Source organism: Nonomuraea roseoviolacea subsp. carminata (genome assembly GCF_024172185.1).
GTDB lineage: Bacteria > Actinomycetota > Actinomycetes > Streptosporangiales > Streptosporangiaceae > Nonomuraea > Nonomuraea roseoviolacea.
In genome coordinates, this window is the sequence record NZ_JAMZEC010000001.1 from 7,213,673 (window position 1) to 7,240,567 (window position 26,895).

A 26,895-nucleotide genomic window follows, 5' to 3' on the forward strand; every position below is an offset into this window, starting at 1 on the left:
AACGGACGGCCCTTAGCATGTCCAGGTGATCGTGGGAGACGTGCTGGGACTTCTCGGCGTCGGGGTGGCGGCCGGGGTCGTCAGCACCGTGGTCAGCCTCGCCTCGATCGTGTCCTATCCCTCGCTGCTGGCCTTCGGCCTGCCGCCGCTCACCGCCAACGTCACCAACACGGTCGCCCTGCTGTTCACCGGCCTCGGCGCGGCGGCCGGCTCGCGGCCCGAGCTGGCCGGGCAGGGCGCGCGGGTGCTCCGGCTCGGCTGGATCGCCGCGCTCGGCGGCGCGGCCGGCGCGGCGCTGCTGCTGCTCACGCCGTCGCGGACGTTCGAGCTGATCGCGCCGTGGCTCATCGCCGGGGCCTCGCTGCTGCTCGTGCGGCCGCCGTCGGCGCGCAAGCACGAGGAGCACGGCGTGCTCGCCCGGGTCGCGCTGTTCGTCGTGGCCGTCTACATCGGCTACTTCGGCGCGGCGGGCGGCATCCTCCTGTTCGCGGTGCTGTCGGCGATGCTCGACCAGGCGCCCGCCCGGACGAACGCGGTCAAGAACGTGGTGTCCGGGCTGGCCAACGCGGTCGCGGCGATCGGGTTCGCGCTGTTCGGGCCCGTGGACTGGGTGGCGGTGGGGCCGCTCGCGGCCGGGTTCCTGCTCGGCGGGTGGATCGGGCCGAAGATCGCCCGGCGGCTGCCGGGGCAGGGCCTGCGCTACCTGGCCGCCGTCTGCGGCCTCGCCGTCGCCGCCAAGCTCGGCTACGAGGCGTACGCCTCCTGAGGCGGCGAGCCTCGCCCGGCCACGAGGCGTACGCCTCCTGAGGCGGCGGGCCTCGTCCGGCTACGAGGTGTGCGCCTCCTGAGGCGGCGGGCCTCGTCCGGCCACGAGGTGCGCGCCTCCTCAGGTGGTCAGCCGCGTTCGGCGACGAGCTTGGCGAAGCGGGTGGCGACCTCGCGCCAGATCGGCGTGGAGATCGGCTCGTCGGCCACCGCCCCCGCGTACACCTCGTCGGGGTCGAAGCCGTCCACCTCCCACGCCCGGATGCGCTCCGGCAGCACCTCGGGGTGGAACTGCACGCCCCACGCCCGCCCGCCCACGCGGAACGCCTGGTACGGGCAGCGTTCGGTCTCGGCGAGCCAGACCGCGTCCGGCGGCAGGGCGGTGATCGCGTCCACGTGGTGCTCGATGGCGGGCACCACCGGCGGCAGCCCGTGGAACAGCGGGTCGCTCGCCGTCTCGGGCCGCAGCGTGACGGGGACGCTGCCGTTCTCCGGGGCGCCCGCGTCGCCGGTCACCTCGCCGCCCGCCACCTCGGCGAGCATCTGCCCGCCCAGGCAGATGCCGAGGTACGGCACCTGACCGGCCACGGCCTCGGCCACCAGCCCGCGCGTGGGCGCCAGCCACGGCGCCCGGTCGTCCTCGCCGGGCAGGTAGCCGCCACCCATCATGATCATCGCGTCGTGGCGCAGCTCCGCGGGCACGGGCGCGCCGTCGTAGGCGTGGACGACGTCGAGCCGCAGCCCCATGTCCTCCAGCCAGCCGCCGAGCCGGCCGGGGCCGCCGCTCCTGCTGTTCTGCACGATCAGGACGTCACGCATCAGGCGTCTTCACCTTCCGGCGGGTGCGGGGGGTCGTCGTCGAGGAGGGAACGGTCACGTCAGCCCGGCCGCGGTGACGGTGTGGCGCAGCAGCAGGGCCGTCGTCACCGGCCCCACCCCGCCGGGCACCGGCGTGAGCGCCCCGGCCCGGCCGATGACCGCGTCGAAGTCGACGTCGCCGGTCAGGCCGCCGTCGGCCGTCGGGTTGGTGCCGACGTCGATCACGACCGCCCCGGGCGCCACGTGCTCCGCGCCGATCAGCCCGGCCCGGCCCACGGCCGCGACCAGCACCTCGGCGGTGGAGGTCACCGCGGCCAGGTCGCGGGTGCGGGAGTGGCAGACGGTCACGGTGGCGTGCCGGTCGAGCAGCAGGTGCGCCAGCGGCTTGCCCACGACGGTGGACCGGCCGACCACGACCGCCCGGGCGCCCTTCAGGGTGACGCCGTGCCGGTCGAGCAGCGCCATCACCGCGGCGGCCGTGGCCGGCGCGAACGCGGGCAGGCCGGCGGCCAGCCGGCCGAGCGACAGCGGGTTGGCGCCGTCGACGTCCTTGGCCGGGTCGATCGAGGCGGCCAGTTCCTGCGCGGACACGCCCTCGGGCAGCGGGGTCTGCAGCATGACGCCGTGCACCCCGGGGTCGGCGCTGAGCCGTTCGAGCGTGGCCCGGATGCCCTCCGCCTGGGCGGCCGGGCCCAGATCCACGATGTCGCAGGCGACGCCCGCTCCGGCGGCGGCCTTGGCGATGGAGCGCACGTACCACAGGGTCGCCTCGTCGCCGGTGGCGACGACGACGGCCAGGCGCGGCGTCGTCCCGGAGGACCGCACCAGCCCGGCGATCTCCTCCTTGATCGCCGCGGCGGTCTCCCGGCCGCGCAGCTCCACCCCGAGAGAATCAGTCATCGGGCCAGCCCCTTCCGCACGGCCGCCGTCACCCGCTCGGCCCGGGCGACGGCGTCGTCCACGCCCGCCAGCCGCTCGCGCAGCCCCTCCAGCACCCGCTCGTCCCGGATGCCGCCCATGTTGACCTCGACGTTGACCCGCGCCGTGGTCAGCGCGGCCCGGGCCGCCTCCGCGGCGGCGGCCACGTCGGTGACGACGTTGGGGTTGCCGATCGGCAGCAGCGTCTCGCAGAGCTCCACCAGGCGCGCGGCCGTCCCGGCGACCCGGGCGGGCGGCTCGGCCGCGCCGGCCAGGGCGGCGGCGATGGCCGCGCTCCGCTCCTCGCCCTTGGGCAGCCGGTACGCCTGCGTCACGGCCGTGAAGGCCGCCGCGTCCTCGGCGGCGAGGTCCAGGGCCCGCTCGCGCAGCGTGTCGGTCTCGGCGGTCACCGCGGCGACGGTCTCGGCGTGCCCGGCGTACCGGTCGCCGGTGGTGTACCGGGCCACCATGCCGAGCAGGGCCGCCGCCTGCGCCGCGTGCAGGGCCGCGGTGGCGCCGCCGCCCGGCGCGGGTTCGCGGGCGGCCAGCCGGTCGAGGAAGCCGCCGATCTCCATGTCGCGCATGGGCGGCATTCTGCCAGCCCGCCCCGCCGGACCGGGCGGCGGATCACCGTCAGGCGGGTGACGTCGGGCGGGTCAGTCGCGGTGCATCGGCCGCGTCGTGTCGTCGGGCACCTGCCCCTGTCCGTACGAAGGCGACGACCCGTACGACGGCGCCGACCCGTACGAAGGCGACGAGCCGTAGGAGGACGACGAGCCCCCGTACCCCTGCGACGCCCCGTACTGCGGCGCACCGTGATCCGGCGAGCCCTGCCCCTGCGAGACCTGTCCCCGCGGCCCGTACCCCGGCGTCAGCGCCGCCGGCCGCGGCCCCCGCCAGCGCGAGGGGAACGCCGACGAGACCAGCAGCACGAACCCGAGGAGCAGGAACACCCCCGTCAGCCCCAGCGTGAGATAGCCGTTGCGCACCCAGCCCGGGATGAGGGCGTCCGGCACGACCGGCCCCGACATGATCTCGATGAACGGCAGCACGCCCAGCACGACGAACATGATCCCGCCGAGCAACGAGGCGATGGGCGACATCCGCGAGGCGGCGAGGACGGCCACCAGCGCGCCGGCGGCGGCGATCAGGGCCAGGCCGGTCCAGGAGATCACGAAGTTGTGGAAGCTGCGGTTGACCTCGGTGACGCCGTACATGAGCATCACGGCGATCAACGGCGGCAGGACGATCCCCGCGACCACTCCGAGCACATGACGCACACCGTTGGACATGACGCCCCAACCCCCGTCATCTGGTCAGGGCTCCAACCTACCGCGTGGATTCCCGCACCACGAGATCCGGCTGGAACATGATCTGCTGGTGCGCGTGCGTGTCGGGGTTGTCGCACTCGTCCAGCAGCAGCTCCGTGGCCACCCGGCCGAGCTGGTAGGTGGGCTGGCGGATCGACGACAGCGACACGGTCGAGGCCGAGGCGAAGTCGATGTCGTCGTACCCGATCAGCGACACGTCGTCCGGCACCCGCACCCCCGCCTGGAGCAGCCCCCGCAGCATGCCGAGCGCCAGCAGGTCGTTGGCGCAGAACACCGCGTCGGGCAGGGCGTCGTCGGCCAGCAGCTTCTCGGCCGCCTGCTGGCCGGCCTTGGCGGTCATCGCCGGCATCGCGATCTCGCGCAGCTCCGCCGGGTCGCGCCCGGCCGCGGCGAGGGCCTGCTCGGCGCCGCGCCGCCGGTCCTGGCACTGCCGGATGGCCGCGGGCCCGGTCACGTAGCCGATGCGCCCGGCCCCGCCGCGCAGCAGGTGGCCGACCGCCATGGCGCCGCCGGTCACGTCGTTGACCGCGACCGCGCACTGGCTGGAGCGCTCGGCCGGGTGGTCGACGAGCACGACGGCGATGTCCCGCTCGCGCAGCCGTTCCAGCCGGCCCGGGTCCTCGTCGGACGGCGTGATGAGCACGCCGCGCACCCGCTGCTCGGCGAAGACCAGCAGGTTGCGCTCCTCCTTCAGCCGGCTGCCCGAGGAGTTGCCGAGGATGACCGCGTAGCCGCGCTCGCTGGCCATGTCCTCCACGCCGGCGGCGACGTCGGTGAAGAACGGGTTGCCGATGTCGATCACCGACAGCCCGATCGTGCGGCTGTGACCGGCCCGCAGCGTGGACGCCGAGCCGTGCCGGACGAATCCCAGCTCCCGGATGGCGGCCTCGACCCGCACGCGGGTGCCGCCCGCGACCTTCTCGGGCCGGTTGAGCACGTTGGACACCGTGCCGGGCGACACGCCCGCCCGGGCCGCGACGTCCTTGATGCTCACTGTGGCCATTCACGCCCCCGGGGCTCGTAGGTGCGCACGTCCGCGCTCCGCCGTACCAGATCCCGCATCTCGGCCAGGTCGCCGACCAGGCCGCGGGCCCGCGCCTGCACCAGCGCGTTGCCGAGGGCGGCCGCCTCGACCGGGCCCGCCACCACCGGCAGCCCCGTCGCCTCGGCGGTGAGCCGGCACAGCAACGCGTTGCGCGAGCCGCCGCCGACCAGGTGGACGACCTCGACGGGCCGCCCGCTGAGGCGGGCCGCGTCGTCGACGGCCCTGCCGTAGGCGAGGGCGAGGCTCTGCAGGATGCATCGTACGGCCTGCGCCCTTCCCTCCGGCGGTCGCTGCCCCGTGCGCGCGCAGTAGGCGCCGATGCGGGCCGGCATGTCGCCCGGCGGCAGGAACGACGGGTCGTCCGGGTCGATGACCGCCTCGACGCGGACCTTCCCGGCCTCGGCCAGCAGCGCCTCCAGGTCGGGGTGGTCCCAGACGCGCAGGCACTCCTGCAGGATCCACAGGCCCATGACGTTGCGCAGGTAGCGGACGGTGCCGTCCACGCCGGTCTCGTTGGTGAAGTTGGCCAGGCGGCTCTCCTCGGTGAGCACGGGCTCGGGCAGCTCGACGCCGACCAGCGACCAGGTGCCGCACGAGATGTAGGCGAAGTGCGGGCCCGCGGCGGGCACGGCGACCACGGCGGAGGCGGTGTCGTGCGAGGCGACCTGGGTGACGACGGTGGAGTAGCCCAGCTCGGCGGCCACGTCGTCGCGCACGGGGCCGGACGCGGCGTCGGTGATGGGCGGCAGGATCCGGCGGGGCAGGCCGAGCCGGTCGACGAGGTCCCACGCCCAGTCGCGGCGGGTCACGTCGTACAGGCCGGTGGTGGAGGCGTTGGTGCGCTCGGCGCCGATCCGGCCGGTCAGCCAGTAGCCGATCAGGTCCGGGATCATCAGCAGGGTCTCGGCGCCGTCGAGCCGCTCGCGCAGGAGCTGGTTCACGGTGGTGAACGGCAGGAACTGCAGCCCCGTCACCTCGTACGGGTCGATCCGCTCGGTGATGTCCGCCGTGCGCGAGTCGCGGTAGTGGACCGGGTTGCCGATCAGGCGGCCCGCGGCGTCGAACAGGCCGTAGTCCACGGCCCAGGAGTCGATGCCGGCCGACTCGGCGGGGCCCGCCTTGCGCAGGCCGTCGAGCACGCCCTGGTGGAGGGCGAGGATGTCCCAGTGCAGGGTCCCGGCGACCCGTACGGGCCGGTTGGGGAAGCGGTGCGCCTCGGTGAGCTCGATCGCGCCGGGGGTGATGTCGGCGATCATCACGCGCCCGCTCGACGCGCCCAGGTCCACAGCGGTGAATCGCATGGCCCGATTAAAACGTATCAATCACAATGGCGCCATAGCGGAGCATGCCCATTGACGCTCGCAGGCGCAACGCCTAGATTCCGGGAACATCGTGTTAAAACGTTTGTCGCGCGGAGGCTGTATGAGCGCTCACCCCACGCTCGCGCTCGCCGGCGTCAGCAAGTCCTTCGGCGCCGTCCGGGCGCTGCGGGACGTCTCCATCGAGCTGTACGCGGGAGAGGCCCACGCCCTCGCCGGCGAGAACGGCGCGGGCAAGTCCACGCTCGTCAAGACGCTCGCCGGGGTCCACCGCCCCGACCAGGGCATGATCCTGCTCGACGGCGAGCCCGTCGTCTTCACCGGCCCCGCCGACGCCCAGCGGGCCGGCGTCGCCGTCATCTACCAGGAGCCCACCCTCTTCCCCGACCTGTCCGTCGCCGAGAACATCTTCATGGGCCGCCAGCCCCGGCGCTCGCTCGGCCGCATCGACCGCGCCGCCATGCGCGCGGCCACCCGCGAGCTGTTCGGCCGCCTCGGCGTCGACCTCGACCCCGGCCGCCCCACGCGCGGCCTGTCCATCGCCGACCAGCAGCTCGTCGAGATCGCCAAGGCGCTCTCCCGCGACGCCCGCGTCCTGGTCATGGACGAGCCGACCGCCGCGCTGTCCGGTGCCGAGACGGCCCGGCTGTTCTCCGTGGTCGAGGCGCTGCGCGAGCACGGCTGCGCGGTCCTGTTCATCTCCCACCGGCTCGACGAGATCTTCGCCCTCTGCCAGCGCGTCACCACCCTGCGGGACGGCCAGGGGATCGCCAGCGAGCCCGTCGCCGGACTCACCCACGACGACCTGGTGCGCCGCATGGTGGGCCGCGACCTCGGCGCGCTCTACCCCAAGCAGGACGCGGCCCTCGGCGACGTCGCGCTCAGGGTCGAGCGGCTGACCCGCGAGGGCGTCTTCACCGACGTCTCCTTCGAGGTGCGCCGCGGCGAGATCGTCGCCCTGGCCGGGCTGGTCGGCGCCGGCCGCAGCGAGGTCGCCCGCGCGATCTTCGGCATCGACCGGTGGGACGCCGGGACCGTCACCGTGGCCGGCCGCGACCTGCCGCCCGGCAGCCCCACCGCCGCCATGGGCGCCGGCCTCGCCCTCGTCCCCGAGGACCGCCGCCAGCAGGGCCTGGTCATGGAGATGTCGATCGAGCGCAACATCGGCCTGACCGGCCTGCGCTCCCTGCGGCGCGGCGTGACCATCTCGCGGCGGGCCGAGCGCGACCGGGCGGCGGACTGGGCGGCGCGGCTGCGGCTGAAGTTCGCCCGGCTCGGCGACGGCGTCGGCGTGCTGTCCGGCGGCAACCAGCAGAAGGTCGTGCTCGCCAAGTGGCTGGCCACGGAGCCGTCCGTGCTCGTCGTGGACGAGCCGACGCGCGGCATCGACGTGGGCACCAAGGCGGAGGTCCACCGGCTGCTGTCGGAGCTGGCCGGGCAGGGCATCGCCGTCCTGATGATCTCCTCCGACCTGCCCGAGGTGCTCGGCATGGCCGACCGGGTGCTCGTCATGCGCGAGGGCCGGCTGACCGCCGAGATCCCGCGCGCCGAGGCCACCGAGGAGAGCGTGATGCACGCCGCCACGAGGAGGGCCGCATGACCGCCGCGAGGAGGACCGCCGTGAGGGGGGCCGCATGACCGCGACCGCCGCCACGAGGGGAGTGGCATGACCGCGACCGCCGCGCCGCCGGGCCGGGAGGTCGGGGCGCGCGGCGCCCGCGCCCTGGTGGACCTCGTCTTCCGCGCCCGCGAGCTGAGCCTGCTCGCCGCCCTGGCCGTGCTCGTCGCCGTGACCGCCGGGGTCAACGGCAACTTCCTGTCCGGCCAGGGCGTCGAGGACATCCTGCTCAACACCGCGATCCTCGCCCTGCTGGCCGTCGGCCAGTCGGTCGTGGTGATCACCCGCAACATCGACCTGTCGGTGGGCTCCGTGGTCGGGCTGGTCGCGTTCGTCACCGGCGACGTGCTGGCCCGCGGCGCCGGCCTCGTGCCCGCCGTGCTGCTCGGCGTCGCCATCGGCGCCGCCTGCGGCCTGGTCAACGGCCTGCTGGTGAGCTTCTGCCGGGTGCCCGCCCTCGTCGTCACGCTCGGCACGCTGTACGTCATCCAGGGCCTCGACCACTACATCGCCCACGGCAGGCAGATCAACGCCGTGGACCTGCCGCCCGCGCTGCTCGCCCTGGGTAACGGGGCGGTGCTCGGCGTGCCGTACCTGCCGCTCGTCACGCTGGCGGTCATGCTCGCGGTGGGGGCGTACCTGCGCGCCTACCCGAGCGGCCGGGAGTTCTACGCGATCGGCTCCAGCCCCGAGGCGGCCCGCCTGGCCGGCGTGCCGGTGCGGCGGCGCGTCCTCGCCGCCTACCTGCTCAGCGGGGGCCTGGCCGGGCTCGCCGGGGTGCTGTGGCTGGCCCGGTTCGGCACGGTGGTCGGCGACTCGGCCAACGGCTGGGAGCTGCTCGTGGTCAGCGCCGTCGTCGTCGGCGGCGTGGCCATCACCGGAGGGGTCGGCAGCGTGTACGGCGCCGCGCTCGGCGCGCTGCTGCTGACCACGATCGGCAGCGCGCTGGTCGTGCTCCGGGTCAACCCGTTCTGGCAGCAGGCCATCACCGGCGCGCTGCTGCTGCTGGCCATCAGCGTCGACCGGGTGCTCGCGGTCCGGGTCGCCCGCCTGCTGCGGAAGGGAGGCCGCCGATGACCCGGGTGCTGCGCTGGGACGTGCTGGTCGGCGCGCTGCTGGTCGCGGTGTTCGCCACGGGCTCGCTGACCGTGCCCGGCTTCGCAACCACCGGCAACCTGTCGTTCGCGCTGGGCGACCTCGGCGAGATCGCGCTCATCGCGCTGGCCATGACCCTGCTCGTGGTGGCGGCCGAGGTGGACCTGTCGGTCGCGTCCGTGCTGGGCCTGTCCAGCGCGCTGGTCGGCGCCCTGTGGGACGGCGGCCTGGCCATCGAGACGATCATCCCGCTGGTCGTGCTCGTCGGCGCGGTGTGCGGCCTGGTCAACGGGCTGCTCGTGACCCGGCTCGGCCTGCCGTCGCTCGCCGTCACGATCGGCACGCTGGCCCTCTACCGGGGCCTGGCGTACGTGGTGCTCGGCGACCAGGCCGTCGCCCAGTTCCCGCCCGCCTACACCGCGCTCGCCGTGGGCGACGTGCCCGGCACGCCCGTGCCGTACCCCGTCGCCCTGTTCGTGCTGCTGGCCGCCGTCACCGGCGTCGTCCTGCACGCCACCGGCTTCGGCCGCGCCCTGTACGCCATCGGCGCCCAGGAGCAGGCCGCGTTCTTCGCCGGCATCCGGGTCAAGCGGATCAAGCTGCTGCTGTTCGTGCTGTCCGGCACCGTCGCCGCGTTCGCCGGGGTGGTCTTCACCCTGCGCTACGGCTCGGCCCGCGCCGACAACGGCCTCGGCGTCGAGCTGGCCGTCATCGCCGCCGTGCTGCTCGGCGGCGTCGACTTCGACGGGGGCAAGGGCACCCTCGGCGGCGTCATCGCCGGCGTTCTGCTCATCGGGCTCCTGCGCAACCTGCTCATGCTCGGCGACGTCTCCACCGAGATCCAGTCGATCGTCACCGGGCTCCTCCTCATCGTGTCGGTGCTCACCCCCCGCCTCGTCTCCGTGGTCAGGCCCGCCCTGAAAGGAACCCCATGACCCCGATGCGCCTCACCGCCGCCGCAACCCTGCTGGCGCTGGCCGTCGCCGCGTGCGGCGGCACCACCAAGTCGAGCGTCACCTCCGCCCCCGCGCCGGCCCCCGCCGCCTCCTCGGCCGCCGCCAAGGCCGACCCGAACGCCCCCCTCAAGGAGGGCCTGAAGCTGGCCTTCCTCCCCAAGCAGATCAACAACCCGTACGAGACCATCGTCGACAACGCCGGCATCGAGGCCGCCAAGGAGTTCAAGGGCGAGGCCAAGGAGGTCGGACCGTCCGACGCGTCCGCCTCCTCCCAGATCTCCTACATCAACACCCTGACCCAGCAGGGCCACGACGCGATCCTCATCGCCGCCAACGACGCCAACGCCGTGTGCGGCCCCCTCCAGCAGGCCCGCGCCAAGGGCATCAAGATCGTCTCGTACGACTCCGACGCCGCCCCCGAGTGCCGCGACCTGTTCATCAACCAGGCCAGCTCCGAGGAGGTCGGCCGCAGCCAGGTCCGGCTCCTCGCCGACCTGATCGGTAGGAAGGGCGAGATCGCCATCCTGTCGGCCACGGCCAACGCCACGAACCAGAACACCTGGATCACCTACATGAAGGACGAGCTGACCAAGCCCGACTACAAGGACATGAAGCTCGTCAAGGTGGCCTACGGCGACGACGACGACCAGAAGTCGTTCACCGAGACCCAGGGCCTGCTCCAGGCGTACCCGAACCTCAAGGGCATCATCTCGCCCACCACCGTCGGCGTCTCGGCCGCGGCCCGCTACATCTCCGGCTCCAAGTACAAGGGCAGGATCACGCTGACCGGCCTCGGCACCCCGAACCAGATGCGGCAGTTCGTCAAGGACGGCACGGTCGAGAAGTTCGCCCTGTGGAACCCCAAGGACCTCGGCTACCTCGCCTCCTACGCGGCGGCGGCCCTGGTCTCCGGCCAGATCACCGGCGCCCAGGGCGAGACGTTCAAGGCCGGCAAGCTCGGCGAGCGCACGATCGGCGCGAACGGCGAGGTCATCCTCGGCCCGCCGTTCACCTTCGACGCCGCCAACATCGACCAGTTCGACTTCTAGGGGCTCCAGCCAGGACCGCTCGACCCGGTCCCCGCCGTCCGGCGGGGACCTCACCACGACAAGACCCAGCGATGTGAAGGCGAGGGAGGGCGGCATGCAGCGCGTGTGCTTCCTGCTGAGGGTGCGCGAGGACCGTCTCGACGAGTACCGCGAGCGGCACCGGGCCGTGTGGCCGGACATGCTCGACGCCCTGCGGACGGCCGGGTGGGGCAACTACTCGTTGTTCCTGCGCGAGGACGGCCTACTCGTCGGCTACCTGGAGACCGACGACTTCGAGGCCGCCCGCAAGCGGATGGCCGAGACGGACGTCAACGACAGGTGGCAGGCCGAGATGGCGCCGTTCTTCGAGACGGGCCGGGCGGACGAGGCGTTCGCGCCGCTGGAGGAAGTGTTCCACCTTGACTGAGTCAGGACAGAGTGAATCGGGGAAGGCATTGATCAAGGAAGAGCTGCGCCGGCAGCGCATCGAGACGCCGTCCTGGGCGTACGGCAACTCCGGCACCAGGTTCAAGGTGTTCGCCCAGCAGGGCGTGCCGCGCGACCCGTACGAGAAGCTGGCGGACGCCGCGCAGGTGCACCTCCACACCGGCGTCGCGCCGACCGTGGCCCTGCACATCCCCTGGGACAAGGTCGACGACTACGCCGACCTCGCCCGGCACGCCGCCGACCTGGGCGTGGCCATCGGCGCCGTCAACTCCAACGTCTTCCAGGACGACGACTACAAGCTGGGCAGCGTCACCCACCCCGACCCGGCGGTGCGCCGGAAGGCGCTGGGCCACCTGCTGGAGTGCGTGGACATCATGGACCAGACCGGGTCCGACACGCTCAAGCTGTGGTTCTCCGACGGCACCAACTACCCCGGCCAGGACGACATCCGCGCCCGCCAGGACCGCCTGGCCGAGGCCCTGGCCGCCGTCTACGAGCGGCTCGGCGAGGGGCAGCGCTTCCTGCTGGAGTACAAGCTGTTCGAGCCGGCCTTCTACATGACCGACCTGCCCGACTGGGGCGCCGCGTACGCCCACTGCCTCAAGCTTGGCCCGAAGGCGCAGGTCGTCGTCGACACCGGCCACCACGCGCCCGGCACCAACATCGAGTTCATCGTGGCGTTCCTGCTGCGCGAGGGGAAGCTCGGCGGCTTCGACTTCAACTCCCGCTTCTACGCCGACGACGACCTCATGGTGGGCGCCGCCGACCCGTTCCAGCTCTTCCGGATCATGTACGAGGTGATCCGCGGCGGCGGCTACACCGGCGAGACCGCGTTCATGCTCGACCAGTGCCACAACATCGAGCCCAAGATCCCCGGCCAGATCCGGTCGGTCATGAACGTGCAGGAGGCGACCGCCAAGGCCCTCCTCGTGGACCGTGACGCGCTGGCCGCCGCCCAGCGCGGGGGCGACGTGCTCGGCGCCAACGCCGCGCTCATGGACGCCTACAACACCGACGTCCGCCCCCTGCTCGCCGAGCTGCGCGAGGAGATGGGGCTGGACCCGGACCCCATGGCCGCCTACGCCAGGTCCGGCTACTTCGAGAAGATCGCCGCCGAGAGGGTCGGCGGCGCGCAGGCAGGGTGGGGAGCCTGATGCAGGCCGTACGGGAACTGCTCGAACGAGCACACGCGCTGGGCGCCGACCCGCGCAACACCAACTACGCCGGGGGCAACGCCTCCGCCAAGGGCAGCCAGACCGACCCGGTGACGGGCGAGCCGGTCGAGCTGATGTGGGTGAAGGGGTCCGGGGGCGACCTCGGCACCCTCACCGCCGCCGGCCTCGCCGTGCTGCGGCTCGACCGGCTGCGCGCGCTGACCGGCGTCTACCCGGGGCCGGAGCGCGAGGACGAGATGGTCGCCGCGTTCGACTACTGCCTGCACGGCAAGGGCGGCGCCGCGCCGTCCATCGACACCGCCATGCACGGCCTCGTGGACGCCGCCCACGTCGACCACCTGCACCCCGACTCCGGCATCGCGATCGCCACCGCCGCCGACGGCCCCGAGCTGACCACGCGGATCTTCGGCGACCGGGTCGTGTGGGTGCCGTGGCGGCGGCCCGGCTTCCAGCTCGGCCTCGACATCGCCGCCGTCAAGGAGGCCAACCCGCGGGCCATCGGCTGCGTCCTCGGCGGGCACGGCATCACCGCCTGGGGCGCCACCAGCGACGAGTGCCAGGCCAACTCCCTGGAGATCATCCGCACCGCCGAGCGGTACATCGCCGAGCACGGCCGCCCCGACCCGTTCGGCCCCGTGATCCACGAGCCGCTGTCCGAGGACGCCCGCCGCCGCCGCGCCGCCGAGCTGTTCCCGGTGGTCCGCGGGCTGGCCAGCACGGACGCCCGCCAGGTCGGCCACTACACCGACTCGCCCGAGGTGCTCGACTTCCTCGCCCGCGCCGAGCACCCGAGACTCGCCGCGCTCGGCACGTCCTGCCCGGACCACTTCCTGCGCACCAAGGTCGCGCCGCTCGTGCTCGACCTCGCGCCGGACGTCCCGCTGGAGGAGGCCGTGGCCCGCCTGCGCGAGCTGCACGCCGCCTACCGCGAGGAGTACGCCGCCTACTACGCCCGCCACGCCACCCCCGACTCGCCGCCCATGCGCGGCGCGGACCCGGCGATCGTGCTGGTGCCCGGCGTCGGCATGTTCAGCTTCGGCAAGGACAAGCAGACCGCGCGCGTGGCCGGCGAGTTCTACGTCAACGCGATCAACGTGATGCGCGGCGCCGAGGCCCTGTCCCGCTACCAGCCGATCGACGAGTCGGAGAAGTTCCGCATCGAGTACTGGGAGCTGGAGGAGGCCAAGCTGCGGCGCATGCCCGCGCCCAAGCCGCTGGCCGGCCGGATCGCCCTGGTCACCGGCGGCGGCTCCGGCATCGGCGCCGCCACCGCGCGCCGCCTGGCCGCCGAGGGCGCGTGCGTGGTCGTCGCCGACCGCGACGTGGCCGCCGCCGGCAAGGTCGCCGCCGAGCTCGGCGCCAAGGCGCTGCGCCCCGAGGACGTGGCGATCGCCGCCGAGGCCGACGTCACCTCCGAGGAGCAGGTCGCCGAGGCCGTACGGCAGGCGGTCCTCGCCTTCGGCGGCGTCGACCTGGTCGTCAACAACGCTGGCCTGTCGCTGTCGCGCTCCCTGCTGGAGACCACGCTCGCCGACTGGGACCTCCAGCACGACGTCATGGCCCGCGGCTCGTTCCTCGTCTCCCGCGAGGCCGCCCGCGTGCTCGTCGACCAGGGCATGGGCGGTGACATCGTCTACATCTCCTCGAAGAACGCCGTCTTCGCCGGGCCCAACAACGTCGCCTACGGCGCCGCCAAGGCCGACCAGGCGCACCAGGTGCGGCTGCTCGCCGCCGAGCTCGGCCAGCACGGCGTGCGCGTGAACGGCATCAACCCCGACGGCGTCGTGCGCGGCTCCGGCATCTTCGCCTCCGGCTGGGGCGCCAACCGCGCGGCCGTGTACGGGGTGGAGGAGGAGCGGCTCGGCGAGTTCTACGCCCAGCGGACGCTGCTCAAGCGGGAGGTGCTGCCCGAGCACGTGGCGGCGGCCGTCTTCGCGCTCACCGGCGGGGACCTGGCGCAGACCACCGGCCTGCACATCCCGGTCGACGCCGGCGTGGCGGCCGCGTTCCTCCGCTAGCCGTCCTCGTCTCCCTGGTGACGCGCGTAGCCGTCCTCGTCTCCCTGGAGACGCGCGGTGCCGCCGGCGGTCATCCTCCGCCGGCGGCACCGTCTTCCCTCTGTCCCCGCACCCCTGCTACCCCGAGAACCGGCTCCAAACCTCAGGAGGCAACGATGCCGCTCGAAAGGACAACCGCACCCCGGACCAAGGTCGGGCTCGTCGCCGGCGGGCTCGGCGCGTACTGGCCGCAGTTCCCCGACCTGCTTCCCCAGCTCAAGCGGTCGTCCGCGCGCGTGTCGGAGCGGATGGGGGAGCTCGGCTGCGAGGTGGTGGACGTCGGCTTCATCTCCGACGCCCAGGAGGGCGCGGTCGCCGCCGAACGGCTGCGCGAGGCCGGCTGCGACCTCATCGTCGGCTTCCTCACCACCTACATGACCGCCACCATGCTGCTGCCGATCGCGCAGCGCAGCGGCGCGCCGGTGCTGCTCATCAACCTGCAGCCCACCGAGTCCATGGACCACGACACCTTCGACACCGGCCAGTGGCTGGCCTACTGCGGCGCCTGCCCGCTGCCGGAGATGGCCAACACGTTCACGCGCGCCGGCATCCCGTTCCGGTCCGTGTCCGGCTACCTGGAGGACCCGCGCGCCTGGGAGCGTATCGAGCGATGGGTCAAGGCCGCCGGCGTGCGCGCCGCCCTGCGCAAGGGCCGCCACGGGCTGATGGGCCACCTCTACCCGGGCATGCTGGACGTCTCCACCGACCTCACGCTCGTGCCGGTCAACTTCGGCGGCCACGTCGAGGTCCTGGAGTTCGACGACCTGCGCGTCCGCGTGGAGAAGGTGGGCGACGCCGAGGTCAAGGAGCGCATCGGGCTGGCCCGCGAGGTGTTCGAGCTGGCCGACACGGTCGTGCCCGAGGACTTCGAGTGGGCCGCCCGCGTCTCCCTCGGCCTCGACCGGCTGGTCGAGGACTTCGACCTGGACAGCCTCGCCTACTACCACCGCGGGCTCGACGGCGAGATCCACGAGCGGCTCGGCGCCGGCATGATCCTCGGCGCGTCGCTGCTCACGGCCCGCGGCGTCCCGGCCGCCGGCGAGTACGAGCTGCGCACCTCCCTCGCCATGCTGATCATGGACCGGCTCGGCGCGGGCGGCTCGTTCACCGAGCTGCAGGCCCTGGACTTCCTGCGCGGCCACGTCGAGATGGGCCACGACGGGCCCGCCCACCTGGCCATCAGCGCCCGCCGCCCGCTGCTACGCGGCCTCGGCGTCTTCCACGGCAAGCGCGGCTGGGGCGTCTCGGTCGAGTTCGACGTGGCGCACGGGCCGGTGACGGCGTTCGGGCTCATCCAGCGGCGCGACGGGCGCTTCGCGTTCGTCGCCTCCGAGGGCGTGACCGTGGACGGCCCGCACCTGAAGATCGGCAACACGACGTCGCGGGTGGACTTCGGCCGCGACCCGGGGGAGTGGACGGACGCCTGGAGCGCCTCCGGCATCTCCCACCACTGGGCCCTCGGCACCGGTCACCGGATCGGCGAGCTGAAGGCGCTGGCGGACCTGCTGGACGTGGAGCTGGTGCAGATCTGAGCCCCGTCTGATTCCTGGCGGGTGCCTGTGCAGCGGGCGGGCCGGCCCTCCTCGACGCCGTGCTGCTGCTCATGAGGAAACGCCGGGCGCCCGGCCGCGCGAGGGGGACGGCCGGGCGGGCCGGTCACTTCTTGATCGTGTAGCTGTCGCCGTACACCTTCCAGGTGAGCGGCGGGTCGAGGTCGAGGTTGCCCTTCTTGAGGAAGACCCGCTGCTCGGTGTCCACGCGGCTGGTGTCCTCGTGGGCCTCCTCAGCCTTCATGGCCGCCTTGCGGGCGTCCAGGAACGCGTTGAGGTACGCCGTCTCGTCGCCGCCCTGCGCGGGGGTCTTGGCCTTGGCCATGGCCGACTTCCGGATGCCGCCGAAGCTCACCTTGTCGTCGCCCGGCCCGTGCATGACGATGGCGTCGTAGTAGGCGAACTGGCCGAGCGCCCGCAGGCCGTCGCTCTTGGCCTGCTTGACGGCGGGGTCGAAGTAGACGCGGTCGCGCTCGTCGTTCTGGGCCTGCTGGAAGACGGCGTCCTTGGCCGCGGTCTTCCAGTCCTTGGTGAAGTTCGGGTCGAGGCCCTTGTGGGAGTCGCTGCCGTCGACCTTGCGCAGCGCGGGGAGGTACTTGGCGAGGACGTTGCCGGGCTTGCGCTCGGTGTAGAGCTCGACGAGCTGGAGCATGTCGTGGGTGCCGGAGCAGAAGCCGATGATGCCGCCGGTGTAGCCGCGGCCGTCGTCGATGTCCTCGATGTAGCCGTACTGGGCCTTCCAGTCGAGCGAGGAGTTCTCCGCGCTGGACACCAGCTGCATGGCGATGTCCTTCTTGTGCGGATCGGTGAGATCGACGGGCGCCTGCAGGGACAGCGCGAGCACGGGCGCCAGGACGGGGGCGAGGAGAGTGGTTAACACATGAGCTCCTGTGAGCCGAGGTTCGTTAGGAAGCCTTCCTAACGAACTGGACTCACAGGAGTCAAGCGAAATGCCGAATCCGGTGGAATCCGCGTATGTCCGGTCAGGGGCGCAGCGCCGCGAGCTGCTGCTCGAACGGGACGACCTCCTCGACCTCTCCGGCGGCCTTCTCCGGGGGCTTCTCCGGAGTCCGGCAGGGACGTCCGGACACGAGCGCGGCCAGCTCGCCGGCCGCGCGCCCGATCCGCTCGCCCAGCCCGTCGGTGAACGCGTCGCCCCCGCCGCCCCAGTCCTCCGAGGCGGCGTAGACGGCCGTCGGCACCACGACGGCCCGCAGGTACGCGAACAGGGGCCGCATCGCGTGCTCCAGCGCCAGCGAGTGCCGGGCCGTGCCGCCCGTGGCGGCGATCAGCACCGGCTTGCCCGCCAGCGCGTCCGGCTCGACGACGTCGAAGAACGACTTGAACAGGCCGCTGTAGGAGGCGGTGAACACGGGCGTGACCGCGACGAGCCCGTCGGCCTGGGTGACGGCCTCGATGGCCGCGCGCAGCCGGGCGCCGGGGAAACCGGTGACGAAGGCGTTGGCGACGTCCACGGCCAGGTCGCGCAGCTCCACCACGCGCACCTCCACCGGCTCCCGGCCGTCATCGGTCTCCAGGTGGCGGCGGGCGGCCTCCAGCAGGCGGTCGGCCAGCAGCCGGGTCGAGGACGGCTCGCTGAGCCCGGCCGAGACGGCGACGAGCTTCATGGTCACACTCCTGTTCGGTGTCGTCGGGGGGTCTGGGGGGTGTTCGGACGATCCGGTCAGACGATGGCGGTCGGACGGTGGCGGTCAGACGGTGGGGGAGGTCTCGGCCGCCGCCGCGGTCGCGGTCGCGGTCGCCGTGGCCGCCGCCGCCGTCAGCGAGGCGTGGGTGGGCGCGTCGGGCACCTGCGCCGGGCGGTCCTTGGCCAGCTCGCGGCGCAGCACCGGCACGACCTCCTCACCGAGGATGTCGAGCTGCTCCAGGACGGTCTTCAGCGGCAGCCCGGCGTGGTCCATGAGGAACAGCTGGCGCTGGTAGTCGCCGAAGTACTCGCGGAAGGTCAGCGTGCGGTCGATGACCTGCTGCGGGCTGCCGACCGTGAGCGGCGTCTCGGCCATGAAGTCCTCCAGCGACGGCCCGTGCCCGTACACCGGGGCGTTGTCGAAGTACGGGCGGAACTCGCGGACCGCGTCCTGGGAGTTCTTGCGCATGAACACCTGCCCGCCGAGGCCCACGATCGCCTGCTCCGGCGTGCCGTGGCCGTAGTGGGCGTAGCGCTGCCGGTAGAGGGTGATCAGGCGGATGAAGTGCTCCTTCGGCCAGAAGATGTTGTTGGCGAAGAAGCCGTCGCCGTAGTAGGCGGCCTGCTCGGCGATCTCCGGGCTGCGGATCGAGCCGTGCCACACGAACGGCGGCACCCCGTCGAGCGGGCGCGGCGTGGAGGTGAAGCCCTGCAGCGGCGTGCGGAAACGGCCCTCCCAGTCCACCACGTCCTCGCGCCAGAGCTTGTGCAGCAGCGCGTAGTTCTCGATGGCCAGCGGGATGCCCTGGCGGATGTCCTGGCCGAACCACGGGTAGACCGGGCCGGTGTTGCCGCGGCCCAGCATGAGGTCCACCCGGCCGTCGGCCAGGTGCTGCAGCATGGCGAAGTCCTCGGCGATCTTGACCGGGTCGTTGGTCGTGATCAGCGTCGTGGCCGTGGACAGCACGAGCCGCTCGGTCCGCGCCGCGATGTAGCCGAGCATCGTGGTCGGCGAGGACGGCACGAACGGCGGGTTGTGGTGCTCGCCGGTCGCGAACACGTCCAGGCCGACCTCCTCGGCCTTCAGGGCGATGGCCACCATCGCCTTGATGCGCTCACCCTCGGTCGGGGTGCGGCCCGTGGTCGGGTCCATGGTCACGTCGCCGACGCTGAAGACGCCGAACTGCATCTTAGTCACCACCAATGACAGTTGAAACTTGAACAGCTACCTCAGCGCAACGGCGCCCCGGCTTATTCCACCATGATCGTGAGCCGGGGGCGCCGTGCGCGTGTGGGGCCTGAGACGGCTGCGTGGGGGAGGCGGGTCAACGCCGAGCACCTTCTGAGGAGGGTCCCCGAGCGCAGGGAAGACGCAGAAGGCAGCAGAGCAACAGGGGAGACGAGAGCCGGCTAGGCGCGGGCGCTGAAGTCAGGCGGGCGCGGGCTCACGTCAGGCTAGGCGCGGGCCGCCGCCAGCGCGTTGATCGCCGCCGGGTCGAGGATCCGCTCAGGGGCGCCGTGCTCCGCCACCGTGATCATGGCCTGGCCGATCCGTTCCGTCGTCGTCACACTCGTCGCGAACACCCGCCTCAGAATCGGGTACAGCGGCGCCGTCACCACGTACGCCAGCCGATACCACCGCGTCCGCGACGTCGCCCCATGGACCGGCTGGATGTAGCCGGGCCGGAACATGTACGCCTCCAGCGGCAGCTCCAGCAGCGCCTCCTCGGTGGCCCCCTTCACCCGCGCCCACATCGCCCGTCCGCCCGCGTCGGTGCCCGCTCCCGACACGTACACGAACGTCGAGCCGGGATTGAGCCGCGCCAGCGTGGTGCCGGCGGCCAGCGTGTACCCGTACGTGACATGCCGGTACTCGTCCTCACCCATGCCCGCCGAGGAGACGCCGAGGCAGAAGAAGCACGCGTCATGGCCGGCCAACTCGCCCTCGATCGGCGTGAGGTCCAGCAGATCGGCGTGCACGACCTCGCGCAGCTTCGGGTGCGAACGACCGGTGGGTGTCCGGCCCACCGTGAGCACGGCCTCCACCCGGTCGTCGAGCAGGCACTCCCGCAGCACGCCCTGCCCGACCATGCCGGTCGCACCGAAGACGATCACTTTCATCCGGGCTCCGTTCGCGCGGGATACCACCCGCTCCCCCCGATCATCCCAGCCTTTCCACCCCACAGACACTAAAGCCCCAGGGGAGGAGCCAGGCCCGCCCCGCCCCGCTCTGGCCCAGCGGCAGCAGACCCACATGCCCCGCCTTGGCACAGGAACAGCGGGCCGGCCGCCCCACTCTGGCCGAGGGGCAGCAGGCGCCTGCCCAGCCTTGGCACAAGGACAGCAGGCCCCCATGCCCAAGCGTTGGTGCAGGGGCACGCGCGCATGCCCGGGCTTCGGGATCAGTAGGGGTCGTGGTGCGGAACCCGACACAGGGGTGCCCGGTTCATGACCCTCTGGATCGGCAGGGGCCCATCCCCGGCGCAAACAGTCCCGCGAACCTTGTCCCGGCCTGGTACGGCAGGAGAGTGCAACCCTGGCATAGGCAGTGTTGTATGCCCCTGTCCCCAGGCCATGCCCCATGTCCCCGACCGATTCAGGAAGGCGGCGCGACCCCCTGCCGGTGGCAGGTAAATACGGCCGGATCCGGCCTGTGCGCAGCCCATCCCCGTGACCGGTCTTCTCGCTCATCATGGGCCCATGTCACCCGAGGCGATTCACCAGCAGCAGCGGCTCGCCGAACCCCCCGAGACCGCCCCCGAACCTCACCCCGACCTCACCGCGCCCACCGGCGACCAGGACGCGGGCGCCGCCCACCGCCGCCGCGGCGCCCGCGTCCTGGTCGCCGCCCTGGCCGCCGTCGCGCTGGCCGCCGGCGGCGTCGCCGTCTTCCAGTACGTCGGCGCCCACGGCCCCCGCCCCGCGGACGGCGGCACGCCGCCCTGGCCCATCCCCGCCGACCCGCTGCCCGGCATCCGGGCCGCCGGTCTGACCCACGGCCCGATGGGCCACGCCGAGCACTACCACGCCCACCTCAGCGTCTTCGTGGACGGCGACAAGGTCGAGGTGCCGGCCGACATCGGCATCGTGGACGAGGAGATGTCGCCCCTGCACACCCACGACGACCGGGGCGTCATCCACGTCGAGCCGCACACCAAGGGCGAGGTCTTCACCCTCGGCCAGCTCTTCAAGCAGTGGGGCGTCACGCTGTCGGCGAGCCAGATCGGCTCCCTCAAGGCCGGCGCCGGCCGCACCCTGACCGCCGAGGTGAACGGCGTCCCGGTCACGGGCGACCCCGCCGCCATCGTGGTCAAGGCGCACGAGCAGATCTCCCTCGTGTACGGCAAGCCGGACCCGTCGTTCAAGGCCCCCGCGTCCTTCACCTTCAAGCCGGACGAGTGACCGGCCCAGCCTTCCGGAGGAGTGATCCCCGCCCAACTCTCCCGGACGAGTGGCCGGCGCAGCCCTCGGACGGAGTGGCCGGCCCGGCTCTCCCGGACGAGTGACCCGATCCCAGCCCGCGTGGCAGGACGATGACAGCCCTTCCCGGACGGTGGCCGCTGCTCACATCCTGCTCTTCCACGACATCCCAGCCGCCGAGACGCTCTGACCTGCGACGTCTCGATCGAACGGGGCGCGCAGGACGCATTCTGGCCCGCGACGTCTGGATCGGGCGGGGCGCGCAGGACGCATTCTGACCCGGGACGTCTCGATCGAATGGGGCGCGCAGCGGTATTTCACCGATCATGTGACAGATCGTCGTACGCCTCGCAGGGATTCTGGGTCGCTCCTGGTCCGTGGTTCACCGGCCGGCGTCGCGGGGGTGCGGGGGCCGGCAGGCCCCCGCCTGGGGGTCGAAGGGGGCGAAGCCCCCTGGGGAGCACGCCTGAACGCCAACGCGCGAAGCGCGCCTCCTTGTGAAGACCTTCTTGTGAAGACCTTGCCCTTACGTCCAACGCGCGAAGCGCGCCCTCTTGTGAAGACCTTGCCCTTACGTCCAACGCGCGAAGCGCGCCCTCTTGCGAAGACCTTGCCCCTATGCCCCTCCCGTGCTGCGCTCAGGCCTGGGCCGCGACCGGGACGAACCCCGTGCCCGCCCGGTAGTGCGGCGACTGGTGGCGGAAGTAGGTGTTGTACACCTCGCAGTACCGCCCCCCGCGCGCCAGCAGCGTCGCGTGGTCGCCCTCCTCGACGATCCGGCCGTGGTCGAGGACGATGATCCGGTCGACGTGCTCGATCGTGGACAGCCGGTGCGCGATGACGATCGACGTACGGCCGGCCAGCACCACGTCGAGGCCCTCCTGGATCTGCGCCTCCGTGAGCGGGTCGACGCTGGCCGTGGCCTCGTCCAGCACCACGATCGCCGGGTCCTGCACCAGCAGCCGGGCCAGCGCCACGAGCTGCCGCTGGCCCATGGACAGCGCCCGCCCGTGCTCGCCCACGTCCGTGGCCAGCCCGTGGGGCAGGGCCTCGATCCAGTCGCCGCCGCCGACCGCCGTCGCGGCGGCCAGCACCTCCTCGTCGGTCGCCTCGGGCCTCGGGTAGCGGATGTTGTCGGCCACCGTGCCGCTGAACAGGAACGGCGCCTGCGGCACCGCGCCGATCTGCCTGCGGTACGCGCCGAGCTCCAGCGTGCGGATGTCGTGGCCGTCGACCAGCAGGCGGCCCTCCTGGAACTCGTAGAACCGGGTGATCAGCTTGCTCAGCGTGGACTTGCCGGCGCCCGTGTGGCCGACCAGCGCCACCGTCTCGCCCGCCTCAATGACCAGGTCGAAGTCGCGCAGCACCGGGGCGGCCGGGTCGTAGCCGAAGGTGACCCGGTCGAACTCGATGCGTCCCGCCACCCGGCCGACGTCGCGGGAGTCGCTCTGCACCACCCGCGGTGGCGCGTCGATGAGCGCGAACACCCGCTCCGACGCCGAGAGCCCCTGCTGGAACTGCGACCAGAACGCGGCGATGGACGTCAGCGGGAACCAGAACAGCGCGACCCCCTGCAGGAACAGGTACCAGTCGCCCGCCGACAGCCGCCCGCCGAGCACGGCCGTGCCGCCCAGCTGCGTCAGGGCGACCGTCGCCAGCCCCGCCACCAGGAACAGCACCGGGAAGATCGACGAGAACACGAACCCCTGTCCCAGCGTCACCTTGTAGCTCTGCTGGTTGATCGGCTGGAACTCGTCGTAGACCTGCCGCTCCTGCCGGAAGTTCTTGGCCACGGCGATGCCGCCCATGGTCTCCTGCAGGTTGGCGTTGACGCGGCTCAGCGACCGCTGCGCCCGGCGCGTGCTGGTCCGGGCGATCCGCCGGAACAGCAGCGCGATGCCCACCACGACGGGCACCACGAGCAGCGTCAGCAGCGCCAGCTCGACGCTGCGCAGGAACAGCAGCACCGTCACCAGCCCCACCATGAGGATCTGGCTGATCAGGTCCATCGTCAGCGTGGAGACCGTGGCGAAGTCGTCGGTGTCGGAGGTCACCCGGCTGACGATCCGGCCCGACGGCGTCTCGTCGTAGAAGGACAGGTCGCGCTGGAGCACCGCGTCGAACGCGTCCTCACGCAGGCGCAGCACGACGTCGCCGGTGATCCGCGAGCTCTGCCACTGGCGGACGAAGTTGAACACCCAGCCGAGCCCGCCCGCCAGCAGCAGGCCGAGCGTGAGCCGCCAGCCGGTCTCGGCGATGGTGCCGTTCTGGATCTCGTCGAGGCCCCAGCTCGCCACCAGCGGCATGGCGGCCTGGCTCGCGGAGCCCAGCACGATCATGGTGGCGACCAGCACCATCGCCCCGAGCTTCGGCCGGAAGTACGACAGGATGCGGCGCAGCAGCTCGCGGTCGCCGTACGTGCGGTCGTAGTCCTCGGCGTCGAGGCCGTCCATGATGAAGCCCATCAGCGCACCCCTCCCTGCTCGCCGGCCGCCATCGCCTGACCCGCCTCCTCCAGATCCGCGTCCCGTGGATCCGCGTCTCGCGGGTCTACGGTTCGCGGGTCTACGGCTCGGGGCTCCTCGTCCTGCGGGTCCCCGTCTCGTAGATCCCCGTCTCGTGGATCCCCGTCCTCGCCGCCGTCGAGGCCGCCACGGTCACGGTTCGTTGGGACGCCGATCCCGTTCCGGCCCACGCCGAGTGCGTCCTGACCGTCGTCAAGCGCGTCCCGGTCGTCGTCGCCCAGCGCCTGGCGGTCGTCGGTGAGGGCGTCGCGGGCGTCGTCCAGGTCGACCTCGTCGTAGTGGGAGAAGATCCGCCGGTAGAGGCGGCTGCGGGCGATCAGCTCGTCGTGCGTGCCGTAGTCGGCCAGCTCGCCGCGTCGCAGCAGCAGCACCTTGTCGGCCCAGCGGATCTGGGACAGACGGTGCGTGATGAGCAGCGTGGTGCGCCCCTCCTGGATGCGGCCGATAGCCTGCTGGATCCTGTCCTCGGTGGCGGAGTCGATGGCGCTCGTCGAGTCGTCCAGGACGAGGATCGCCGGGTCGGTCAGCAGGGCCCGCGCGATGGCCAGCCGCTGGCGCTGCCCGCCCGACAGCGTGACGCCCCGCTCGCCGATGACCGTGTCGTAGCCGTCGGACAGCTCGCCGATGAACTCGGCCGCCTGCGCGTCCTCCGCCGCCCGCACCACGGCCTCGCGGTCGGCCCGCTGGCCCAGGCTGAAGGCGATGTTCTCGGCCACCGACCGCGAGAACAGCACGATGTCCTGCTCGATCGTGGAGATCTGGGAGCGCAGCGAGTCGAGGTCCCAGTCGCGGACGTCGACCCCGTCGATGAGGATGCGGCCCGCGGTGACGTCGTAGATGCGGGGGACGAGCTTGGTGAGCGTGCTCTTGCCGGAGCCCGTCTCGCCGACGACGGCCACGGTCTCGCCCGGCCGCACGGTGAACGACACGCCCCGCAGCGCCGGCTCGCCCTCGCCGTAGCCGAAGGTGACGTCCTCGAAGACGATCTCGCCGCTGATCGGCGCGGTGTGGCCGTCGGCGCGCTGCGCCAGCTCGCTCTCGGACGTCATGATGTCGAGGATCCGGCGCGAGGAGACGATGCCGATCTGCACCAGCGAGAACGTGAAGATCGAGATCTGCGTGGGGAAGCCGAGCATGGCCATGAGCCCCATGAACGCGACCAGGTCGCCGGTGCTGATCACCCCGGAGCCGTGCAGGGCCAGGCCGTGCCACAGCGCCCCCGCCATCGCGCACGCGAACAGCAGCGTCGGCAGGTAGCGGGCCTGCACCAGGCCGTTGTGGGCGAAGGAGTCGCGGTAGCGGCGCGCGTACGAACGGAAGCGCCGGCGCTCCTGCTCCTCCTGCGCCGTCACCTTGATCACCTCGATGCCCCGCACCGCCTGGCTGAGCGTGGCGTTGAGGTCGCCGAACTCCTCGCGCATGCGGGTCGCCACGGGGTTGAGCCGCCGCATGTAGTGCCAGAGCGCCGCCACGAACACCACGGCGAAGATCCCCGGCACGAGCAGCAGCCGCGGGTTGACCGCCCCGATGAAGAACAGCGGCACGATGCCGGTGAGCCCGGAGTCGACGATGAGGTCGAGGCCCGGGGTGACCATGGTGGAGAGCTGCCGGATGTCGTTGGCCGCGCGGGCCATGAGGTCGCCCACCCGCTGCCGGTTGTGGAACGTCTGGCTCTTGCCCAGCAGGCTCACGTAGAGCTCGTCGCGGGCGTCGCGTTCGAGCCGCTTGGCCAGCACCTCGCTCGACATCCGGGCGACCAGGTCGAACACCCCGCGCGCCAGCACGATCGCGCCCAGCGCCAGCGCGATCAGCCGCAGCGCCTCCGCGGGCTCGCCCCGCTCGCCCAGCACGGCGTCGAACGCGTCGCCGGTCAGGGACGGCACGGTCGCGTTGAGCACCACCATGACCAGCGACCCGCCGAGGAAGCCGGCGAGGTGCAGGGGCTGGCGGCGCAGGTGGGACCACAGCCAGCGGACGGGGCCGCGACGGTCGTGGCGCGGGCCGGAGACGGAGAACTCCGGCGTGCTGATGGAGGTCACGGCCAAGCTCCCCGAGGCGGCAGGCGGATGGGTATCGAACCTGCTTTCTATCACCCGCCGCCGACAGATTCCCATCGCATTTTCGGGGCGGCCGAGCCCGGCGGCGCCCCGCCCGGACACGTCACGCCACGCCACGGAGGGCCGGAGACGCCGCACCCCGCCGCGAGACAGCCGAGGCTCTGAGAAACACGAAACCCCAGGTCGGATGACCTGGGGTGAGGTGTGGTGGACGATACTGGGATTGAACCAGTGACCTCTTCCGTGTCAGGGAAGCGCTCTCCCGCTGAGCTAATCGTCCGTTGCCGAGGTGGAGACGGGATTTGAACCCGTGTAGACGGCTTTGCAGGCCGCTGCCTCGCCTCTCGGCCACTCCACCGAGCCGGAAGCTCCGAGCGGAAGACGGGATTCGAACCCGCGACCCTCACCTTGGCAAGGTGATGCTCTACCACTGAGCCACTTCCGCGTCGCCGTCGCTGTGTTGCGGTGACGAGAGAACTCTAGCGAATCCTGGCCGAGTCCCCAAACCGGAGGTCGCCGACCTGCTCCGCGTACCAGTCGACGCCGGCGACGTGCTCGGCGATCTGGCGCAGCGTCCAGTTGGGGTCGCGGGGGACGTCCCAGGCGTCGGGGACGGTCGCGTAGCGGTTGACGTACGACTGGGCGAGGCGGGGCCAGCGGGAGCGCGCCTCGGCGAGGTCCAGCTCGGTGAAGCGGGCCCAGTCGGCGTCCAGCGTCACCATCCGGCCGTGCCAGGCGTCGGGCGCGGGCGTGGCGCCGGCGAGCAGCGCCTCCACCTCGGCGAGGTGGTCGATCAGGTGGTCCTGGATGCGGCGGGCCGCCTTGGCGGGGGTCCACAGGTTGGCGCCGTCGGTCAGGACGGGACGGCCGTCCCAGGCGAGCCAGGTCTCGGCGAGGGCGAGGCATCGGTCCACGGAGCCGGCCACGAGGAGCGCGGGGTTGTCGGTCATGGCGTCGATCGTGCACCGCGGGCGCTCAAACGGCCGTCGAAGCGTGCCCGCAGAGGAGAAGCGTGCCCGCAGAGAAGCGTGCCCGCCGAGGGGAAACGTGCCTGCCGAGGAGAAGCGTGCCTGCCGAGGAGAGGCGTGCCCGCCGGGCAGAGGGGTGCCCGCCGAGGAGGCC

23 protein-coding genes and 3 tRNA genes are annotated in these 26,895 nt (G+C 72.4%); 10 read left to right on the top strand and 16 right to left on the bottom strand.

Translation table 11 applies throughout. The features are described 5' to 3' along the window. The first annotated feature begins 25 nt into the window (after positions 1-25). Positions 26-766 (top strand): sulfite exporter TauE/SafE family protein, encoded by a 741-nt coding sequence (locus HD595_RS33295; RefSeq protein ID WP_253775989.1) that lies wholly within the window; start codon positions 26-28, stop codon positions 764-766. Between the two features lie 128 nt (positions 767-894). Here the strand turns inward: HD595_RS33295 and HD595_RS33300 are convergent, their stop codons facing one another. The 6 genes from HD595_RS33300 to HD595_RS33325 all read right to left on the bottom strand — a co-directional run bounded on the left by HD595_RS33300 (position 895) and on the right by HD595_RS33325 (position 6,179). After that, positions 895-1,584, bottom strand: coding sequence for a type 1 glutamine amidotransferase (locus tag HD595_RS33300; protein WP_253775991.1), 690 nt, complete (start codon positions 1,582-1,584; stop codon positions 895-897). Between the two features lie 54 nt (positions 1,585-1,638). Then, the gene (locus tag HD595_RS33305; protein WP_253775993.1) at positions 1,639-2,484 is read right to left on the bottom strand and encodes a bifunctional 5,10-methylenetetrahydrofolate dehydrogenase/5,10-methenyltetrahydrofolate cyclohydrolase; all 846 of its coding nucleotides are present in this window, start codon (positions 2,482-2,484) and stop codon (positions 1,639-1,641) included. Beyond that, the gene (locus HD595_RS33310; protein ID WP_253775995.1) at positions 2,481-3,086 is read right to left on the bottom strand and encodes a cyclodeaminase/cyclohydrolase family protein; all 606 of its coding nucleotides are present in this window, start codon (positions 3,084-3,086) and stop codon (positions 2,481-2,483) included. Before HD595_RS33310 ends, HD595_RS33305 begins: the two co-directional genes overlap by 4 nt. Before the next feature lie 72 nt (positions 3,087-3,158). Continuing rightward, positions 3,159-3,794, bottom strand: a complete 636-nt coding sequence (locus tag HD595_RS33315; protein ID WP_253775997.1) for a hypothetical protein — start codon at positions 3,792-3,794, stop codon at positions 3,159-3,161. A 37-nt stretch (positions 3,795-3,831) separates the two neighbouring features. Continuing rightward, on the bottom strand, positions 3,832-4,836 hold the full coding sequence (locus HD595_RS33320; protein WP_253775999.1) for a LacI family DNA-binding transcriptional regulator: 1,005 nt from the start codon (positions 4,834-4,836) through the stop codon (positions 3,832-3,834). Continuing rightward, the gene (locus HD595_RS33325; RefSeq protein WP_253776001.1) at positions 4,824-6,179 is read right to left on the bottom strand and encodes a rhamnulokinase; all 1,356 of its coding nucleotides are present in this window, start codon (positions 6,177-6,179) and stop codon (positions 4,824-4,826) included. Before HD595_RS33325 ends, HD595_RS33320 begins: the two co-directional genes overlap by 13 nt. Before the next feature lie 121 nt (positions 6,180-6,300). On the opposite strand from HD595_RS33325, the gene HD595_RS33330 reads away from it, so the two are divergent. The 8 genes from HD595_RS33330 (at position 6,301) to HD595_RS33365 (ending at position 16,105) form a co-directional block, all read left to right on the top strand. Continuing rightward, positions 6,301-7,797, top strand: coding sequence for a sugar ABC transporter ATP-binding protein (locus tag HD595_RS33330; RefSeq protein ID WP_253776003.1), 1,497 nt, complete (start codon positions 6,301-6,303; stop codon positions 7,795-7,797). Positions 7,798-7,863: 66 nt separating this feature from the next. Further along, the gene (locus HD595_RS33335) at positions 7,864-8,892 is read left to right on the top strand and encodes an ABC transporter permease (RefSeq protein ID WP_253776005.1); all 1,029 of its coding nucleotides are present in this window, start codon (positions 7,864-7,866) and stop codon (positions 8,890-8,892) included. Then, positions 8,889-9,845: an ABC transporter permease gene (locus HD595_RS33340; protein ID WP_253776007.1), complete on the top strand. Its 957-nt coding sequence runs from the start codon at positions 8,889-8,891 to the stop codon at positions 9,843-9,845. The genes HD595_RS33335 and HD595_RS33340 overlap by 4 nt, the downstream gene beginning before the upstream one ends. Continuing rightward, positions 9,842-10,915 carry a rhamnose ABC transporter substrate-binding protein gene (gene rhaS, locus HD595_RS33345; protein WP_253776009.1) on the top strand — a complete coding sequence of 358 codons (1,074 nt, stop codon included), beginning with the start codon at positions 9,842-9,844 and terminating at the stop codon, positions 10,913-10,915. The genes HD595_RS33340 and rhaS overlap by 4 nt, the downstream gene beginning before the upstream one ends. A 94-nt stretch (positions 10,916-11,009) precedes the next feature. Next, a complete protein-coding gene (locus tag HD595_RS33350) occupies positions 11,010-11,321 on the top strand; it encodes an L-rhamnose mutarotase (protein ID WP_253776012.1) in 312 nt (103 codons plus the stop codon). Positions 11,322-11,349: 28 nt separating this feature from the next. Further along, the gene (rhaI, locus tag HD595_RS33355; protein WP_253776014.1) at positions 11,350-12,495 is read left to right on the top strand and encodes an L-rhamnose isomerase; all 1,146 of its coding nucleotides are present in this window, start codon (positions 11,350-11,352) and stop codon (positions 12,493-12,495) included. Next, entirely contained in the window at positions 12,495-14,534 is a 2,040-nt protein-coding gene (locus HD595_RS33360; protein ID WP_253776016.1) for a bifunctional aldolase/short-chain dehydrogenase, read from the top strand. The genes rhaI and HD595_RS33360 overlap by 1 nt, the downstream gene beginning before the upstream one ends. A 155-nt stretch (positions 14,535-14,689) precedes the next feature. Continuing rightward, complete coding sequence (locus HD595_RS33365) at positions 14,690-16,105, top strand: L-fucose/L-arabinose isomerase family protein (protein ID WP_253776018.1); 1,416 nt, start codon at positions 14,690-14,692, stop codon at positions 16,103-16,105. A gap of 124 nt (positions 16,106-16,229) precedes the next feature. Here HD595_RS33365 and HD595_RS33370 read toward each other — a convergent pair whose 3' ends face one another. From HD595_RS33370 to HD595_RS33385, 4 genes are all read right to left on the bottom strand, one after another. Next, positions 16,230-17,003 (bottom strand): chitosanase, encoded by a 774-nt coding sequence (locus HD595_RS33370; RefSeq protein ID WP_308211290.1) that lies wholly within the window; start codon positions 17,001-17,003, stop codon positions 16,230-16,232. A gap of 103 nt (positions 17,004-17,106) precedes the next feature. Continuing rightward, a complete protein-coding gene (locus tag HD595_RS33375; RefSeq protein ID WP_253776020.1) occupies positions 17,107-17,751 on the bottom strand; it encodes an FMN reductase in 645 nt (214 codons plus the stop codon). Positions 17,752-17,835: 84 nt separating this feature from the next. Then, a complete protein-coding gene (locus HD595_RS33380) occupies positions 17,836-18,960 on the bottom strand; it encodes an LLM class flavin-dependent oxidoreductase (protein WP_253781395.1) in 1,125 nt (374 codons plus the stop codon). Between the two features lie 266 nt (positions 18,961-19,226). Next, positions 19,227-19,892 (bottom strand): Rossmann-fold NAD(P)-binding domain-containing protein, encoded by a 666-nt coding sequence (locus HD595_RS33385; protein ID WP_253776022.1) that lies wholly within the window; start codon positions 19,890-19,892, stop codon positions 19,227-19,229. 579 nt (positions 19,893-20,471) lie between these two features. On the opposite strand from HD595_RS33385, the gene HD595_RS33390 reads away from it, so the two are divergent. Further along, positions 20,472-21,173, top strand: coding sequence for a hypothetical protein (locus HD595_RS33390; protein ID WP_253776024.1), 702 nt, complete (start codon positions 20,472-20,474; stop codon positions 21,171-21,173). Positions 21,174-21,829: 656 nt separating this feature from the next. Here the strand turns inward: HD595_RS33390 and HD595_RS33395 are convergent. The 6 genes from HD595_RS33395 to HD595_RS33420 form a co-directional block, all read right to left on the bottom strand. Next, positions 21,830-23,656, bottom strand: coding sequence for an ABC transporter ATP-binding protein (locus HD595_RS33395; protein ID WP_253776026.1), 1,827 nt, complete (start codon positions 23,654-23,656; stop codon positions 21,830-21,832). Further along, positions 23,656-25,755, bottom strand: coding sequence for an ABC transporter ATP-binding protein (locus tag HD595_RS33400; RefSeq protein ID WP_253776028.1), 2,100 nt, complete (start codon positions 25,753-25,755; stop codon positions 23,656-23,658). Before HD595_RS33400 ends, HD595_RS33395 begins: the two co-directional genes overlap by 1 nt. Before the next feature lie 223 nt (positions 25,756-25,978). Then, a tRNA-Val gene (locus HD595_RS33405) sits at positions 25,979-26,053 on the bottom strand. 7 nt (positions 26,054-26,060) lie between these two features. After that, a tRNA-Cys gene (locus HD595_RS33410) sits at positions 26,061-26,131 on the bottom strand. A gap of 15 nt (positions 26,132-26,146) precedes the next feature. Further along, positions 26,147-26,218 (bottom strand) — tRNA-Gly (locus HD595_RS33415). Between the two features lie 34 nt (positions 26,219-26,252). Next, a complete protein-coding gene (locus HD595_RS33420; RefSeq protein ID WP_253776030.1) occupies positions 26,253-26,723 on the bottom strand; it encodes a hypothetical protein in 471 nt (156 codons plus the stop codon). Positions 26,724-26,895 lie beyond the last annotated feature (172 nt).